Origin of the sequence: Streptomyces sp. NPDC056144 (assembly GCF_042264145.1) — a bacterium.
Classification (GTDB): Bacteria; Actinomycetota; Actinomycetes; order Streptomycetales; family Streptomycetaceae; genus Streptomyces.
Genome location: NZ_JBHJVF010000009.1, coordinates 100,400 through 116,682, shown reverse-complemented (window position 1 = coordinate 116,682; position 16,283 = coordinate 100,400). Strand labels below are relative to the sequence as shown.

16 protein-coding genes are annotated in these 16,283 nt (G+C 72.6%); 15 read left to right on the top strand and 1 reads right to left on the bottom strand.

Going from position 1 to position 16,283, the window contains the following annotated elements:
- Positions 1–49 precede the first annotated feature (49 nt).
- The 8 genes from ACFC0Z_RS25460 to ACFC0Z_RS25425 all read left to right on the top strand — a co-directional run bounded on the left by ACFC0Z_RS25460 (position 50) and on the right by ACFC0Z_RS25425 (position 8,612).
- Positions 50–1,159, top strand: a complete 1,110-nt coding sequence (locus ACFC0Z_RS25460; protein ID WP_376442195.1) for a quinone-dependent dihydroorotate dehydrogenase — start codon at positions 50–52, stop codon at positions 1,157–1,159.
- Complete coding sequence (pyrF, locus tag ACFC0Z_RS25455) at positions 1,156–1,992, top strand: orotidine-5'-phosphate decarboxylase (protein WP_376442192.1); 837 nt, start codon at positions 1,156–1,158, stop codon at positions 1,990–1,992. The genes ACFC0Z_RS25460 and pyrF overlap by 4 nt, the downstream gene beginning before the upstream one ends.
- A 295-nt stretch (positions 1,993–2,287) precedes the next feature.
- A complete protein-coding gene (locus ACFC0Z_RS25450) occupies positions 2,288–2,611 on the top strand; it encodes an integration host factor (RefSeq protein ID WP_030204477.1) in 324 nt (107 codons plus the stop codon).
- Positions 2,612–2,672: 61 nt separating this feature from the next.
- Entirely contained in the window at positions 2,673–3,245 is a 573-nt protein-coding gene (gene gmk / locus ACFC0Z_RS25445; RefSeq protein WP_376442190.1) for a guanylate kinase, read from the top strand.
- 55 nt (positions 3,246–3,300) lie between these two features.
- Positions 3,301–3,573 carry a DNA-directed RNA polymerase subunit omega gene (rpoZ, locus tag ACFC0Z_RS25440; protein WP_017242218.1) on the top strand — a complete coding sequence of 91 codons (273 nt, stop codon included), beginning with the start codon at positions 3,301–3,303 and terminating at the stop codon, positions 3,571–3,573.
- Between the two features lie 105 nt (positions 3,574–3,678).
- A complete protein-coding gene (coaBC, locus tag ACFC0Z_RS25435; RefSeq protein WP_376442187.1) occupies positions 3,679–4,890 on the top strand; it encodes a bifunctional phosphopantothenoylcysteine decarboxylase/phosphopantothenate--cysteine ligase CoaBC in 1,212 nt (403 codons plus the stop codon).
- Between the two features lie 275 nt (positions 4,891–5,165).
- On the top strand, positions 5,166–6,374 hold the full coding sequence (metK, locus tag ACFC0Z_RS25430) for a methionine adenosyltransferase (protein ID WP_376442184.1): 1,209 nt from the start codon (positions 5,166–5,168) through the stop codon (positions 6,372–6,374).
- A 96-nt stretch (positions 6,375–6,470) separates the two neighbouring features.
- Positions 6,471–8,612, top strand: a complete 2,142-nt coding sequence (locus ACFC0Z_RS25425) for a primosomal protein N' (protein ID WP_376442181.1) — start codon at positions 6,471–6,473, stop codon at positions 8,610–8,612.
- A gap of 94 nt (positions 8,613–8,706) precedes the next feature.
- Here ACFC0Z_RS25425 and ACFC0Z_RS25420 read toward each other — a convergent pair whose 3' ends face one another.
- The gene (locus tag ACFC0Z_RS25420; RefSeq protein WP_376442178.1) at positions 8,707–9,225 is read right to left on the bottom strand and encodes a hypothetical protein; all 519 of its coding nucleotides are present in this window, start codon (positions 9,223–9,225) and stop codon (positions 8,707–8,709) included.
- Between the two features lie 229 nt (positions 9,226–9,454).
- Between ACFC0Z_RS25420 and fmt the strand changes: the two genes are divergently transcribed.
- From fmt to ACFC0Z_RS25385, 7 genes are all read left to right on the top strand, one after another.
- Entirely contained in the window at positions 9,455–10,387 is a 933-nt protein-coding gene (fmt, locus tag ACFC0Z_RS25415; protein WP_376442175.1) for a methionyl-tRNA formyltransferase, read from the top strand.
- A gap of 87 nt (positions 10,388–10,474) precedes the next feature.
- Complete coding sequence (locus ACFC0Z_RS25410; RefSeq protein ID WP_376442173.1) at positions 10,475–11,890, top strand: RsmB/NOP family class I SAM-dependent RNA methyltransferase; 1,416 nt, start codon at positions 10,475–10,477, stop codon at positions 11,888–11,890.
- A 119-nt stretch (positions 11,891–12,009) separates the two neighbouring features.
- The gene (rpe, locus tag ACFC0Z_RS25405; protein WP_376442171.1) at positions 12,010–12,693 is read left to right on the top strand and encodes a ribulose-phosphate 3-epimerase; all 684 of its coding nucleotides are present in this window, start codon (positions 12,010–12,012) and stop codon (positions 12,691–12,693) included.
- A 159-nt stretch (positions 12,694–12,852) separates the two neighbouring features.
- Positions 12,853–13,902: a sugar-binding transcriptional regulator gene (locus tag ACFC0Z_RS25400; protein ID WP_376442168.1), complete on the top strand. Its 1,050-nt coding sequence runs from the start codon at positions 12,853–12,855 to the stop codon at positions 13,900–13,902.
- A gap of 63 nt (positions 13,903–13,965) precedes the next feature.
- Positions 13,966–14,409 carry a ribonuclease domain-containing protein gene (locus ACFC0Z_RS25395; RefSeq protein ID WP_376442166.1) on the top strand — a complete coding sequence of 148 codons (444 nt, stop codon included), beginning with the start codon at positions 13,966–13,968 and terminating at the stop codon, positions 14,407–14,409.
- Positions 14,399–14,731, top strand: coding sequence for a barstar family protein (locus ACFC0Z_RS25390; RefSeq protein WP_376442163.1), 333 nt, complete (start codon positions 14,399–14,401; stop codon positions 14,729–14,731). Before ACFC0Z_RS25395 ends, ACFC0Z_RS25390 begins: the two co-directional genes overlap by 11 nt.
- 105 nt (positions 14,732–14,836) lie before the next feature.
- Positions 14,837–16,279, top strand: a complete 1,443-nt coding sequence (locus tag ACFC0Z_RS25385) for a GuaB1 family IMP dehydrogenase-related protein (RefSeq protein ID WP_376442160.1) — start codon at positions 14,837–14,839, stop codon at positions 16,277–16,279.
- Positions 16,280–16,283 lie beyond the last annotated feature (4 nt).

Genomic DNA, 16,283 nt, shown 5'->3' with positions numbered 1-16,283 from the left:
GGCAACACCGCGGTGTCCCCCTTCTCATGAGCAGACCTGGATCCGAGACATGTACAAGTTCTTCTTCACCCTCGTCTTCAAGCGCATGGACCCCGAGAAGGCCCACTACCTGGCCTTCCGCTGGATCCGGCTCGCCGCCCGCGTCCCCGTCCTGCGCACCTTCGTCGCCGCCGTCCTCGCGCCCCGGTACAAGGAGCTGCGCACCGAGGCCCTCGGCCTGCGGATGCACGGCCCCTTCGGCCTCGCCGCCGGCTTCGACAAGAACGCCGTCGCCATCGACGGCATGGCGATGCTCGGCTTCGACCACATCGAGATCGGCACCGTCACCGGCGAGGCCCAGCCCGGCAACCCCAAGAAGCGCCTCTTCCGGCTCGTCCCGGACCGCGCCCTGATCAACCGCATGGGCTTCAACAACGAGGGCTCCGCCGCCGTCGCCGAGCGCCTGGGCACCCGTACCCCGGTCTTCAAGACGGTCGTCGGCGTCAACATCGGCAAGACCAAGGTCGTCCCCGAGGCGGAGGCCGCCGCCGACTACGTGAAGTCCACCGAGCGGCTCGCCGCCCACGCCGACTACCTCGTCGTCAACGTCTCCTCGCCGAACACCCCCGGCCTGCGGAACCTCCAGGCCACCGAGTCCCTGAGCCCGCTCCTCACGGCCGTACGGGAAGCAGCCGACCGCGCGGTCACCGGCCGGCGCGTCCCGCTCCTGGTCAAGATCGCCCCCGACCTGGCGGACGAGGACGTGGACGCGGTCGCCGACCTCGCCCTGGAGCTCGGTCTCGACGGCATCATCGCCACCAACACCACCATCGCGCGCGAGGGCCTCGGCCTGACCTCCGACCCCGAGCTGATCAAGGAGACCGGTGGTCTCTCCGGCGCTCCCGTCAAGGAGCGCTCCCTCGAGGTCCTGCGCCGCCTGTACGCGCGCGTGGGCGACCGCATCGTCCTCGTCGGCGTCGGCGGCATCGAGAACGCCGAGGACGCCTGGCAGCGCATCCTCGCCGGCGCCACGCTCATCCAGGGCTACAGCGCCTTCATCTACGAGGGCCCGTTCTACGCCCGCGCGATCCACAAGGGCCTCGCCGCCCGCCTCCAGGCGTCCCCGTACGCCACCCTCGCCGAGGCCATCGGCGCCGACCACCGAAAGGCCACCAAGTGACGATCTCCTTCGGTACCCGCCTGCGCACCGCCATGGACGAGCGCGGTCCGCTCTGCGTCGGCATCGACCCGCACGCCGCCCTGCTCGACTCCTGGGGCCTGAGCGACGACATCGACGGCCTGGAGCGCTTCACCTTCACCGTCGTCGAGGCCCTCGCCGACACCGTCGCCGTCTTCAAGCCGCAGGCCGCCTTCTTCGAGCGCTTCGGCTCGCGCGGTGTCGCCGTCCTGGAGCGCGCGGTCGCCGACCTGCGCGCCGCCGGCGGCCTGGTCGTCATGGACGCGAAGCGCGGGGACATCGGCTCGACCATGGCCGCGTACGCCGAGGCCTTCCTCCGCAAGGACTCGCCGCTCTTCTCCGACGCGCTGACGGTCTCCCCGTACCTCGGGTACGGCTCCCTGAAGCCGGCCGTCGACCTGGCCCGCGAGTCGGGCGCAGGACTCTTCGTCCTGGCGCTCACCTCCAACCCGGAGGGGGCGGAGGTCCAGCGGGCCGTCCGTGAGGACGGCCGGACCATCGGCGCGACGATGCTGGCCCACCTCGCCGAGGAGAACGCGGGGGAGACCCCCATGGGCTCCTTCGGCGCGGTGGTCGGTGCCACGCTCGGCGACCTGTCCTCCTTCGACCTGGACATCAACGGTCCGCTCCTGGCCCCCGGCATCGGTGCCCAGGGCGCGACCCCGGCCGACCTCCCGGCCGTCTTCGGCTCCGCGGTCCGCAACGTGGTCCCGAACGTGAGCCGGGGCGTCCTCCGCCACGGCCCCGACGTGTCCGCCCTGCGGGCCTCGGCCGACCGCTACGCGGACGAGATCCGCACGGCCGTCGCCGGCTGACCCTCCTCCGGACAATCCGCAGGTCGGAGCGGACGGGCCGGGCGGGAGCGAGCCGTCTCACCATTTGACGAAAACTTGGCTCAAAACCGGGTCGTTTTGCCGGAAAAGTCCTAGTCGGTCGATGCTGACCAGGACTTTTCCTTCGTTCTCGCTGACGGGAGCGGCCTTGGCCGCTAGTCTCCGGAGCAGAGCAGGCGTTCAACGACCACTCCGTTGAGCGTTGCTCCACTGGTGTGGGGCGCAGGGTTCCTCACCGGTCCGTATCCGACAGATCGACATCCGAGGTGACGTAGGCGTGGCTCTTCCGCCCCTTACCCCTGAACAGCGCGCAGCCGCGCTCGAAAAGGCCGCCGCGGCTCGCCGGGAGCGGGCCGAGGTCAAGAATCGACTCAAGCACTCCGGCGCCTCGCTCCACGAGGTCATCAAGACCGGCCAGGAGAACGACGTCATCGGCAAGATGAAGGTCTCCGCGCTTCTGGAGTCCCTCCCGGGCGTCGGCAAGGTCCGCGCCAAGCAGATCATGGAGCGCCTCGGCATCTCCGAGAGCCGCCGGGTCCGCGGTCTCGGTTCCAACCAGATCGCGTCCCTGGAGCGGGAGTTCGGCAGCACCGGCGCCTGATCCTGGCGCACGTCCGGGGCTCGCGTCCCGGGCACCCCGGTAAAGCTGGAATAATCGCTGCATGGCAGCAGAGGTACGTCCGCGGCTGACCGTGCTCTCCGGCCCCTCAGGGGTCGGCAAGAGCACGGTCGTCGCGCATATGCGCAAGGTCCACCCCGAGGTCTGGCTCTCGGTGTCGGCGACGACACGGAAGCCCCGCCCCGGCGAGAAGCACGGCGTCCACTATTTCTTCGTCACGGACGACGAGTTCGACAAGCTGATCGCCAACGGTGAGCTCCTCGAATGGGCCGAGTTCGCGGGGAACCGCTACGGCACCCCCCGCGGCGCCGTCCTCGAGCGGCTCGACTCCGGCGAGCCCGTCCTCCTGGAGATCGACCTCCAGGGCGCCCGCCAGGTCAAGGACTCCATGGGCGAGTCCCAGCTGGTCTTCCTGGCCCCGCCGAGCTGGGAGGAGCTGGTCCGCCGGCTCACCGGCCGCGGGACCGAGTCGGCCGAGGTCATCGAGCGCCGTCTGGCGGCCGCGAAGATCGAACTGGCCGCCGAGTCGGAGTTCGACACCACGCTCGTCAACACCTCCGTCGAGGACGTCGCACGCGAGCTGCTAACGTTGATGCTGCTGTCTTCTGAGGGCTGACCCTCAGACCCCACAGTGTCTGTCTGATCTTTTCTCCATCTTCGGAAGGTAGAGCGTGTCCTCTTCTATGACCGCGCCCGAGGGCATCATCAACCCGCCGATCGACGAGCTGCTCGAGGCCACGGACTCGAAGTACAGCCTCGTGATCTACGCTGCCAAGCGCGCGCGTCAGATCAACGCGTACTACTCCCAGCTCGGCGAGGGCCTGCTGGAGTACGTGGGTCCGCTGGTCGACACCCACGTCCACGAGAAGCCGCTCTCGATCGCCCTGCGCGAGATCAACGCGGGTCTGCTGACGTCCGAGGCCATCGAGGGCCCGGCTCAGTAAGCGCGTATCGCACGTAATGCTTGTCACCACAGGCCCGGCGGAACATCCGCCGGGCCTGTGGTGTCTCATGGAGACGTACGGATCCGAGTGCGGGGAGTGACAGTGGTGACCAAGCCGAAGGTCGTTCTGGGGGTCAGCGGCGGCATCGCCGCCTACAAGGCGTGCGAGCTGCTGCGCCGGTTCACCGAGTCCGGCCACGACGTCCGCGTCGTGCCCACGGACTCCGCCCTGCACTTCGTCGGCGCCGCCACCTGGTCCGCGCTCTCCGGCCACCCGGTCTCCACCGAGGTCTGGGACTCCGTCCACGAGGTCCCGCACGTCCGCATCGGACAGGGCGCGGACCTCGTCGTCGTCGCCCCCGCCACCGCCGACATGCTGGCCAAGGCCGCCCACGGCCTCGCCGACGACCTCCTGACCAACACGCTGCTCACCGCGCGCTGTCCCGTCGTCTTCGCCCCCGCCATGCACACCGAGATGTGGGAGCACCCGGCGACCCAGGAGAACGTGGCCACGCTGCGCCGCCGCGGCGCCGTGGTCATCGAGCCGGCCGTCGGCCGCCTCACCGGCGTCGACACCGGCAAGGGCCGACTGCCCGACCCGGGCGAGATCTTCGAGGTCTGCCGGCGGATCATCACGCGCGGTGTCACCGCCCCCGACCTCGTCGGACGACATGTCGTGGTGAGCGCCGGCGGTACCCGCGAGCCCCTCGACCCCGTCCGCTACCTGGGCAACCGCTCCTCCGGCAAGCAGGGGTACGCGCTCGCGAAGGCCGCCGCCGCGCGCGGCGCCCGGGTCACGCTGATCGAGGCCAACACCGGCATCGCCGACCCGGCCGGCGTCGACGTCGTCCACGTCGGCACCGCCCTCCAGCTCCGCGAGGCCGTCCTCAAGGCGGCGGCGGACGCCGACGCGGTGGTCATGGCCGCCGCCGTCGCCGATTTCCGGCCCGCCGCGTACGCCACCGGGAAGATCAAGAAGAAGGACGACGGGGGCGCGCCCACCGTCGAGCTCGTCCGCAATCCCGACATCCTCGCCGAGATCTCGGCGGAGCGTGCCCTGCCGGGCCAGGTGGTCGTCGGCTTCGCCGCGGAGACCGACGACGTTCTCGCCCACGGGCGCCAGAAGCTGGCGCGCAAGGGCTGCGACCTCCTCGTCGTCAACGAGGTGGGGGAGCGCAAGACCTTCGGATCCGAGGAGAACGAGGCTGTGATCCTCGCCTCGGACGGCGCCGAGACCCCCGTACCGTACGGTCCGAAGGAAGCGCTCGCCGAGACGGTCTGGGACCTGGTCCTGCCCCGGCTGCGCGCGGCCGTCTGAGCGGACTTCCGGGCTCCGGGCGGGGCGTGAGCTTGGCTCGATGTCGACCAGGCGAGGGGGAATCGCCGACTGTCGAGTGATTTACGCCCCACCCGAACGTGTGGTTCCGCCCTGTCTGAGGCCGATTCCGCGCGCTCTCGGCCATTCACCTGTCGAGACACCTGGTCCATTGGCCGACCGTGACCGATAGACTGTTCGTGGAACGTCGCGGGGCGCAGCTCCCTGCGTCGGTCCGAGAAGAGTAGCCAGCAGCCGCTGCAACCACAGGGAGCGTTGTGTCCCGTCGTCTGTTCACCTCGGAATCCGTCACCGAGGGACACCCCGACAAGATCGCTGACCAGATCAGCGACACCATCCTCGACGCACTGCTGCGCGAGGACCCCACCTCGCGTGTCGCCGTCGAGACGCTGATCACCACCGGCCTCGTGCACGTCGCCGGCGAGGTGACCACCAAGGCGTGGGCGGACATCCCCACCCTCGTCCGGAACAAGATCCTCGAGATCGGGTACGACTCCTCGAAGAAGGGCTTCGACGGCGCCTCCTGCGGCGTCTCGGTGTCCATCGGGTCGCAGTCCCCGGACATCGCCCAGGGTGTCGACACCGCGTACGAGAAGCGGGTCGAGGGCGACGAGGACGAGCTCGACAAGCAGGGCGCCGGCGACCAGGGCCTGATGTTCGGCTACGCGTCGGACGAGACCCCCGAGCTCATGCCGCTGCCGATCCACATCGCGCACCGCCTGTCGCGCCGCCTGACGGAGGTCCGCAAGAACGGGACCATCCCGTACCTGCGCCCCGACGGCAAGACCCAGGTCACCATCGAGTACGACGGCGACAAGGCCGTCCGCCTCGACACGGTCGTCGTCTCCTCGCAGCACGCCTCGGACATCGACCTCGAGTCGCTGCTCGCTCCCGACATCCGCGAGTTCGTCGTCGAGCACGTCCTCAAGCAGCTCGTCGAGGACGGCATCAAGCTGGAGACCGAGGGCTACCGCCTCCTGGTGAACCCGACCGGTCGCTTCGAGATCGGCGGCCCGATGGGCGACGCCGGCCTCACCGGCCGCAAGATCATCATCGACACCTACGGCGGCTTCGCCCGTCACGGCGGCGGCGCCTTCTCCGGCAAGGACCCGTCCAAGGTCGACCGCTCCGCCGCCTACGCCATGCGCTGGGTCGCGAAGAACGTCGTCGCCGCGGGCCTCGCCTCGCGCTGCGAGGTCCAGGTCGCCTACGCGATCGGCAAGGCCGAGCCCGTCGGTCTCTTCGTCGAGACCTTCGGCACCAACACGATCGAGACCGAGAAGATCGAGAACGCCATCGGCGAGGTCTTCGACCTCCGCCCGGCCGCGATCATCCGCGACCTCGACCTGCTCCGCCCGATCTACTCCCAGACCGCCGCCTACGGCCACTTCGGCCGCGAGCTGCCGGACTTCACCTGGGAGCGCACGGACCGCGTGGACGCGCTCCGGAAGGCCGCCGGTCTCTAAGCGGCACCCGCACGTCACCGAAGCCCGGCACCCCGCGAAGGGGTGCCGGGCTTCGGCCATGCCCGGCTGTCGGTGGCGTCTGGTAGGTATGGGGCTGTGAGCAGCGAGAAGGAGCAGGACGAGAGCGGGGACGGGCCCGAGCAGCTCGCGCTCATCCGCGAGACCGTCCGGAAGGCGAAGGTGCCGCGCGCCAAGCCGCGGACCTGGCGGGGGGCCGCCCTGGCCAAGGAGCTGCCCGTCGCCCGGGTCGTGGTGAACAAGGGCGCGCTCCACCTCGACCAGTTCTTCGACTACGCGGTCCCCGAGGAGCTCGACGGGGACGCCCGCCCCGGGGTCCGGGTCCGGGTCCGCTTCGGCGCGGGCGCCCACCAGGTGCGGGGCGGCCGCCGCGAGGGCGGCCGGCTGATCGACGGCTTCCTCGTCGAGCGGCGGGCCACCTCCGACTACTCGGGGCCGCTCGCCGCACTCGCCGACGTCGTCTCGCCCGAGCCCGTCCTCGGTCCCGAGCTGCTCGGGCTCGCCCGGGCCGTCGCCGACCGGTACGCGGGAAGCCTCGCCGACGTCCTCCAGCTCGCCGTGCCGCCGCGCAGCGCCAAGGCGGAGGGCCGTCCCTCGCCCGCGCCGCTGCCCCCGCCGAGGCCCCCGGAGCCGGGGAGCTGGACGCGGTACGAGCGGGGGGCCGCGTTCCTCGACTCCCTCGCGCGCGGCGGCGCGCCCCGGGCGGTGTGGAACGCGCTGCCGGGGCCGTACTGGGCCGAGGAGATCGCCAGGGCCGTCGCCGCGACCCTCGCCTCCGGCCGGGGCGCCCTCGTCGTCGTCCCGGACGGGCGGGCCGCCGGACGGGTCGACGCGGCGCTCACCGAGGTCCTCGGCCAGGGGCGGCACGCGCTGCTCACCGCCGACGCGGGCCCCGAGAAGCGGTACGCGCAGTGGCTCGCCGTGCGGCGCGGCTCCGTGCGGGCCGTCGTCGGCACCCGGGCCGCGATGTTCGCGCCCGTGCGGGACCTCGGACTCGTCGTCATCTGGGACGACGGCGACGGCAGCCACAGCGAACCCCACGCGCCCCAGCCGCACGCCCGCGAGGTGCTGCTCCTGCGCGCCTCCCACGACCGCTGCGCCTTCCTCCTCGGCTCGACCAGCTGCACCGTCGAGGCCGCGCAGCTCGTCGAGTCGGGCTGGGCGAAGGCGCTCGGCGCGGGCCGCGAGCAGGTCCGCAGGGCCGCGCCCCTCGTCCGTACCGTCGGCGACGGAGAGCTCGCCCGCGACGAGGCCGCGCGCGCGGCCCGGCTGCCCTCGCTCGCCTGGCAGGCCGTCCGCGAAGGCCTCAAGACCGGCCCGGTCCTCGTCCAGGTGCCCCGCCGGGGGTACGTGCCGAGGCTGGCCTGCGAGCGCTGCCGCACGCCCGCCCGCTGCCGCCACTGCGCCGGGCCCCTCGAAGCCCCCGAGCAGCAGGAGCTGCGGTGCGGCTGGTGCGGGAAGGGCGCCCCGGACTGGCACTGCGTGGAGTGCGGATCGAACCGGCTGCGGGCCCAGATCGTCGGCGCGCGGCGCACGGCGGAGGAGCTGGGGCGGGCGTTCCCGGCCGTGCCCGTACGGACCTCCGGACGCGACCACATCCTGGACAGCGTGCCCGGACGCCCCGCGCTCGTCGTCTCCACGCCCGGGGCCGAACCCGTCGCCGAGGGCGGCTACGCGGCGGCGCTGCTCCTCGACGGCTGGGCGATGCTCGGCCGGCCCGACCTGCGGGCGGGGGAGGAGGCGCTGCGGCGCTGGATCGACGCGGCCTCCCTGGTCCGCGGCCAGGCCGAGGGCGGCACCGTGGTCGTGGTCGCCGAGCCGACGCTCCGGCCGGTCCAGGCGCTCGTCCGCTGGGACCCCGTGGGCCACGCGCAGCGGGAGCTGGCCGAGCGGGCCGAGCTGGGCTTCCCGCCGGTCTCCCGGATGGCGGCGGTGACCGGTGCGCCGGAGGCCGTGGAGAGCTTCCTCCTGGGGGCACCGCTCCCCGGCGACGCGGAGATCCTCGGGCCCGTACCGCTCCCGGTCGTCCGGCCCGGCGGCCCGCGCCGCCCGGGCGACCCACCGCCGGGCGAGCAGTGGGACCGGGCACTGGTCCGGGTGCCGCCGGGCAGCGGGGCGGCCCTGGCGGCGGCCCTCAAGCAGGCGAGAGCCGCCGGGCTCGCGCGGGGCGGGGGCGGCGACCAGGTACGGATCCGGGTCGACCCGCCGGACATCGGCTGAGCCACGGGAAGCCTTTGCGGGACGGGGGCAGGCACGGCGAACGGCCGCCCGTCCCCGGGAGTCCGGGGGCGGGCGGCCGTCGGCGCGCGGCGGGTCAGCCGTTGCGCGGGCTCGGGAAGGCCGAGGGCCGCGGGTCCTCGCGGAGGGTCGCGCTGCCCGAGGTGGGCTGCGGGGGCATCGAGCGGGCGGCGGGGACCGACGGGAGCGTGCGGGTGACACCCGGCTCCGGCGTGTGGTCCTGGTCCACGGCCATGCCCGGCTGGGGCGTGCGCCGGGAACCGTAGCGGCGGTGGACGGCCTGCTTCGTGACACCGAGCGCGGAGCCGACGGCGTCCCACGAGAAGCCGAGCGAGCGGTCGAAGTCGACCGCGGCGGTCACCAGGGTCTCGACACTGTCCCGCAGCTCCTGGGCGAGACGTACGGTCGGGGCGGGGGCGCGTCCGTAGACGACGAAGCCCGTGGAGGGGCCGGAGCGGCGGGGGCGGTAGACATTGCCCAGCTGGGCCGTGAGCGTGCGCAGTGCGTCCACCTGCCGCCGGACCCGCTCGATGTCCCGCACCAACAGGTGCAGGCTCGCCCGGGCTTGGGCGTCGTGGGTTGCGTGGTCGGCCATGTGAAAGCCTCTCGAACCGGCGTGGAAGGGGGGGCGGGTCGCGGAGGGGAACGGCGACCCGATTCGGTCAATCTCTCTTGACCAACGCGCCACCGGGAGTTGGGTCACGCTGCGGGGGCGTACACGCATATGCGCGGAGCGCTCGTCCTCCCGTACGCCCCCTGTGTCACTGCCGCCTAGACTGGTGCGTCGCCCGCAACGCCCCCGGACAGACAGGCAGTCGTCACCCATGAAGCTCGTCTTCGCAGGCACCCCCGAGGTCGCCGTACCCGCCCTGGACGCCCTGCTCGCCTCCGGTCGGCACGAGGTGGCCGCCGTCGTCACCCGGCCGGACGCCCCGGCGGGACGCGGACGCCGGCTCGTCGCCAGCCCTGTGGCCCAGCGGGCCGAGGAGGCCGGGATCGAGATCCTGAAGCCGGCGAAGCCGCGCGACGAGGAGTTCCTCGCCCGGCTGCGGGAGATCGCCCCGGACTGCTGCCCGGTCGTCGCCTACGGCGCGCTGCTCCCCAAGGTCGCGCTCGACGTCCCCGCCCGCGGCTGGGTCAACCTGCACTTCTCGCTGCTGCCCGCGTGGCGCGGCGCGGCGCCGGTGCAGCACTCGCTGATGGCGGGGGACCAGGTGACGGGCGCGTCGACGTTCCTCATCGAGGAGGGCCTCGACTCGGGCCCGGTCTACGGGGTCGTCACCGAGGACGTCCGCCCCACGGACACCAGCGGCGACCTGCTGACCCGGCTCGCGTTCGCGGGCGCGGGGCTGCTCGCCGCCACCATGGACGGCATCGAGGACGGCACCCTCCAGGCCGTCCCGCAGCCCGTCGAGGGCGTCACGCTCGCCCCGAAGATCCAGGTCGAGGACGCGCACGTCGACTTCGCGGCCCCCGCGCTCCGCGTCGACCGCGTCGTCCGCGGCTGCACCCCGGCCCCCGGCGCCTGGACCCTCTTCCGCGGCGAGCGCCTCAAGCTCATCCAGGTCACCCCCCTCCCGGACCGCACGGACCTGGCCCCCGGCGAGCTGTCGGTCGGCAAGAACAACGTCTACGCGGGCACGGGCTCGTACGCCGTCGAACTCCTCTGGGTCCAGCCCCAGGGCAAGAAGCCCATGAAGGCCGCCGACTGGGCCCGCGGGGTCCGCATCACGGCGGGGGAGCGGCTCGGGGCGTAGCGCCCGCCGGGCCGCCCGAGGGGCCCGCCGCCCGGAGGACGTAGGCTGAGAGGGTTCGACCTCGTCATTTCGTCACGCGGAGCACCTTTGAGCGAGCAGGCACGTCGCCGTCCCCCCAAGCCCTACCGGCGGCCCCAGAAGGACCCCGTCCGGATGCTGGCGTTCGAGGCGTTGCGGGCGGTGGACGAGCGGGACGCGTACGCGAATCTGGTGCTGCCGCCGCTGCTCAAGAAGGCCCGGGAGAAGCACGAGGGCTTCGACGGGCGGGACGCGGCGCTCGCGACGGAGCTCGTCTACGGGACGCTGCGGCGCCAGGGGACGTACGACGCGATCATCTCGGCCTGCATCGACCGGCCGCTGCGCGAGGTCGACCCGCCCGTGCTCGACGTGCTCGCGCTCGGCGCGCACCAGCTCCTCGGGACCCGGATCCCCACCCACGCCGCCGTCTCGGCCAGCGTCGAGCTGGCCCGGGTCGTTCTCGGCGACGGGCGGGCCAAGTTCGTCAACGCCGTGCTGCGGAAGATCTCGCAGCAGGACCTCGACGCCTGGGTCGCCCAGGTCGCCCCGCCGTACGAGGACGACGCCGAGGACCACCTCGCCGTCGTCCACTCGCACCCGCGCTGGGTCGTCTCGGCCCTGTGGGACGCCCTCGGCGGCGGCCGCGCCGGCATCGAGGACCTGCTCGAGGCCGACAACGAGCGGCCCGAGGTCACCCTCGTCGCCCGTCCCGGCCGCTCCACCAGCGAGGAGCTCGCCGCGGCCACCGAGACGCTGCCGGGCCGCTGGTCCCCGTACGCGCTGCGGATGGCCGAGGGCGGCGAGCCCGGTGCCATCGAGGCCGTGAAGGAGGGCCGGGCCGGCGTCCAGGACGAGGGCAGCCAGCTCGTCGCGATCGCCCTGGCCAACGCGCCCCTGGAGGGATCCGACGCCCGCTGGCTCGACGGCTGCGCGGGCCCCGGCGGCAAGGCCGCCCTGCTCGCGGCTCTCGCCTCCGAGCGCGGTGCCGCCCTCCTCGCCTCCGAGAAGCAGCCGCACCGCGCCCGCCTCGTCGAGCGCGCCCTCGCCGGCAACCCCGGCCCGTACCAGGTCATCGCCGCCGACGGCACCCGCCCGCCGTGGCGCCCCGGCACCTTCGACCGGGTCCTCATGGACGTGCCCTGCTCGGGTCTCGGCGCCCTGCGCCGCCGCCCCGAGGCCCGCTGGCGCCGTCGCCCCGAGGACCTCGACGGCTTCGCCCCGCTCCAGCGCGCGCTGCTGACCGAGGCGCTGAGCGCCGTCCGCGTCGGCGGCGTCGTCGGGTACGCGACCTGCTCGCCGCACCTCGCCGAGACGCGGGTCGTCGTCGACGACGTCCTGAAGAAGGTCGGCGGCGCCGAGCTGATCGACGCCCGCCCGCTGCTCCCCGGCGTTCCGGCGCTCGGCGACGGGCCCGACATCCAGCTGTGGCCGCATCTGCACGGTACGGACGCCATGTACCTGGCGCTGATCCGCCGTACCGCCTGACGGGAACATCCCGGTTCATCCCGGTCCGGTCCTCGTCGCTTCGTACCGAAAATGGTCTGGACCGGACCCGAAACCGCTCAGCGGCAAAGAAGTAACCAAGAACGTGGGAGGCTTGGCACATGGCGCAGATCAACCCCAGCATCCTGTCCGCGGACTTCGCCCGGCTCGCCGATGAGGCGAAGGCCGTCGAGGGCGCGGACTGGCTGCACGTCGACGTGATGGACAACCACTTCGTCCCCAACCTGACGCTGGGCGTGCCGATCGTGGAGTCGCTGGCGCGGGCGACCTCGACGCCGCTCGACTGCCACCTGATGATCGAGGACCCCGACCGCTGGGCCCCCCAGTACGTCGAGGCGGGCGCCGGGTCGGTCACCTTCCACGTGGAGGCCGCCGCCGCGCCCGTGCGGCTCGCGCGGGAGATCCGGGCCAAGGGCGCGCGCGCCTCGATGGCGCTCAAGCCGGCCACGCCGATCGAGCCGTACGAGGACCTGCTCCCCGAGCTCGACATGCTGCTGATCATGACGGTGGAGCCGGGCTTCGGCGGCCAGGCCTTCCTCGACATCATGCTTCCCAAGATCCGCCGCACCCGCGAGCTGATCTCCAAGCACGGTCTGGAGCTGTGGCTCCAGGTCGACGGCGGGGTCGCGGAATCCACGATCGAGCGCTGCGCCGAGGCCGGCGCGGACGTCTTCGTCGCGGGCTCCGCGGTCTACGGCGCGGCGGACCCGGCGGCGGCCGTGGCCTCGCTCCGGGCCCGCGCCGAGGCCACGACGGCCTCGGCCGCGTGGGCGTGTGGCCACTGAGCCTCCGAGGAGCCTCCGCCGGATGAACGCGGTCCGTCGGCCCGCCGACAGGACTGATCAAGACCCGCCGTTTCTGACAGGATGAACGGTGAGTCCAGAGTGTGAACGACTGCGCGCGAGGACAGCGCGCGAACGACAGCCGTATCCGAACAGCGGTACGTGAACAGCAGTGAGGAGATCGCGGTGGCCGGTATGTCGGCGGGACGGTCAGCCCTGCGGATGGGCCCCGCGGAGCTGGTGCAGGCGGCGGCCATGGCCCGCCGCTTCTACCTGGAGGGCAAGTCCAAGATCCAGATCGCCGAGGAGTTCGGCGTGAGCCGCTTCAAGGTGGCCCGGGTCCTGGAGACCGCGCTGGAGCGCGACCTCGTCCGCATCGAGATCCGTGTGCCGGCCGAGCTGGACGCCGAGCGCTCCGACGCGCTGCGCGCCCGCTACGGCCTCCGCCACGCCGTCGTCGTCGAGTCCCCGGCGGAGGGCGACGACGAGTCGCCCGATCCGGAGAACCTCGGCGAGGTCGCGGCGGACCTGCTCGGCGAGCTGGTCACCGAGGGCGACGTCCTGGGCCTGGCCTGGGGCCGCTCCACCATCCACATGGCGGCGGCCCTCGACCGGCTGCCCCCGTGCACGGTCGTGCAGCTCACCGGCGTGTACGACGCCGGGACCGCCGAGCGCGGCTCCGTCGAGGCGGTACGGCGTGCCGCCCAGGTCTCCGGCGGCGAGGCCCACCCCATCTACGCGCCCATGCTGCTGCCGGACCCGGCGACCGCGGCGGCGCTGCGGAGCCAGACCGGCATCGCGCGGGCCTTCGAGTACTTCGACAAGGTGACGGTCGCCTGCGTCTCCATCGGCTCCTGGGAGCCGGGCATCTCGACCGTCCACGACATGCTCTCCGACACCGAGCGGGCCCACTACGCCTCGCTCGGCGTCGCCGCCGAGATGTCCGCGCACCTCTTCGACGCCGAGGGCCGCCGGGTCGGCCGCGACCTCGGCGAGCGCTGCATCACCGTCGAGGCGGACCGGCTGCGCCGCATCCCGGAGGTCGTGGCGATCGCGGGCGGCCAGCGCAAGGCGGCGGCGATCGGCGCGGTGCTCCGCTCCGGTCTCGTCACCAGCCTGGTCACCGACCGCGCCGCCGCGGACTACCTGCTCACCGAGTCGCGCCCCGGCACGCACCCGGCCCTGGAGCGCAAGGACCCGGACGGCAACTGAACGAGCGCGCGCCCTGAGGGTCGCCCAGGGGCCGGAGCCATCCCGTAACGGTATGTTCGGGACATGTTGCTCCGGCCCTTCCGCGTGCTCCTCGCGCTCGTCCTCGCCGTCTTCGCGGCCGTCTTCCTGGCCGGGTGCTCCTCGGCCGGCGGGACGGTCTCCGGAGGGCCCTCGTCCGCCTCGCGTCCCGCCGTGGCCCCCGCCGCCACCGGGACCTCGGGCCTGCCCACCGTACGCGCCGCCGACCTGCCGCCCGAGGCCCGGAAGACGCTCGCCCTCATCGCGCGCGGCGGGCCCTTCCCGTACGCCAAGGACGGCGCCGTCTTCTCGAACTTCGAGCGCGTCCTGCCCCGCGAGAAGCGCGGCTACTACCACGAGTACACCGTGAAGACCCCCGGCTCGCGCGACCGCGGGGCCCGCCGGATCGTCACCGGCGGGGAAGGCGAGAAGTACTACACCGACGACCACTACGAGAGCTTCCGGGAGGTGGTCGGAGATGAGGAATGACGACCGCGTCGTGCTGGACCTGACCGGTGTGACCGACAAGGCAGCCCTCATGGAGCGGTGTGCCGCGACCCTCGCGCTGCCGGAGTGGTTCGGCCGCAACTGGGACGCCCTCGCCGACTGCCTCGGGGACCTCCCCGAGCCCGTCACCCTCGTCCTCACCGGCTGGCGGGCGTACGCCGAAGCCCGCCCCGGCGAGTGGGAGACCGCTCAGGAGGTCTTCGCCTCGGCGGTCGACGAGAACCCCACCCGCCTCGCGGTTCTCGTCTCCCTGGGAGATGCTTTCGGAGGATCTGACGAACCACCTGCCGCGAGCCTCGGATGAATCGCCCGGGGCTGGTATGGGTAGTCCCGTGGGACAATGAACTACGTGCTTTTTCCCCTGGCTGAAATGCCTAGGGGCCGATCCGAACGACTGGGATGTCAGCACGTGCGTTTCCTCAATGACGTCAAGCCGCCCTACGACCTGACGTACGACGATGTCTTCATGGTGCCGAGCCGCTCGGCCGTCGGTTCCCGCCAGGCGGTGGACCTCTCCTCGCCCGACGGAACCGGGACGACGATCCCGCTGGTCGTCGCGAACATGACCGCCATCGCCGGACGTCGCATGGCCGAGACCGTAGCCCGCCGCGGCGGCCTGGTCGTCATCCCCCAGGACATCCCGATCGATGTCGTCACCGACGTCATCTCCTGGGTCAAGAGCCGTCACCACGTGCTCGACACCCCGATCGTCCTGGCTCCCCACCAGACCGTCGCCGACGCGCTCTCCCTGCTGCCGAAGCGGGCCCACGGCGCCGGTGTCGTCGTCGACGAGGACCACCGCCCGGTGGGCGTCGTCACCGACGCCGACCTCTCCGGCGTGGACCGCTTCACGCAGCTCTCCGAGGTCATGTCCAAGGACCTGCTGCTCCTGGACGCCGACATCGACCCGCGCGAGGCGTTCAACACGCTCGACGGCGCCAACCGCCGCTACGCCCCGGCCGTGGACAAGGACGGCAAGCTCGCCGGCATCCTGACCCGCAAGGGCGCGCTCCGCGCGACGCTCTACAACCCGGCGGTCGACGCCAACGGCAAGCTGCGCATCGCCGCCGCCGTCGGCATCAACGGCGACTTCGTCGGCAAGGCCAAGCAGCTCCTCGACGCGGGCGTGGACACGCTCGTCATCGACACCGCGCACGGCCACCAGGAGTCGATGATCTCCGCGATCAAGGCCGTCCGGGCGCTCGACCCGCAGGTCCCGATCGTCGCGGGCAACATCGTCGCCGCCGAGGGCGTCAAGGACCTCATCGAGGCGGGCGCGGACATCATCAAGGTCGGTGTGGGCCCCGGCGCCATGTGCACCACCCGCATGATGACCGGCGTCGGCCGGCCGCAGTTCTCCGCCGTCCTGGAGTGCGCCGCCGAGGCGAAGAAGTACGGCAAGCACGTCTGGGCCGACGGTGGCGTCCGGCACCCGCGCGACGTCGCCATGGCGCTCGCCGCCGGCGCGTCGAACGTGATGATCGGCTCCTGGTTCGCCGGGACGTACGAGTCCCCGGGCGACCTCCAGACGGACGCCAAGGGCCGCTCGTACAAGGAGTCCTTCGGCATGGCCTCCGCCCGCGCGGTCAAGAACCGCACGAGCGACGAGTCCGCCTACGACCGCGCCCGCAAGGCGCTGTTCGAGGAGGGCATCTCCACCTCGCGCATGTTCCTCGACCCGCAGCGTCCGGGCGTCGAGGACCTGATCGACTCGATCATCGCGGGCGTCCGCTCCTCCTGCACCTACGCCGGTGCCGGCTCGCTCGCCGAGTTCGAGGAGAAGGCCCTGGTCGGCATCCAGTCCGCCGCCGGTTACGCCGAGGGCAAGCCGCTGCACGCCAGCTGGAGCTAGTAGC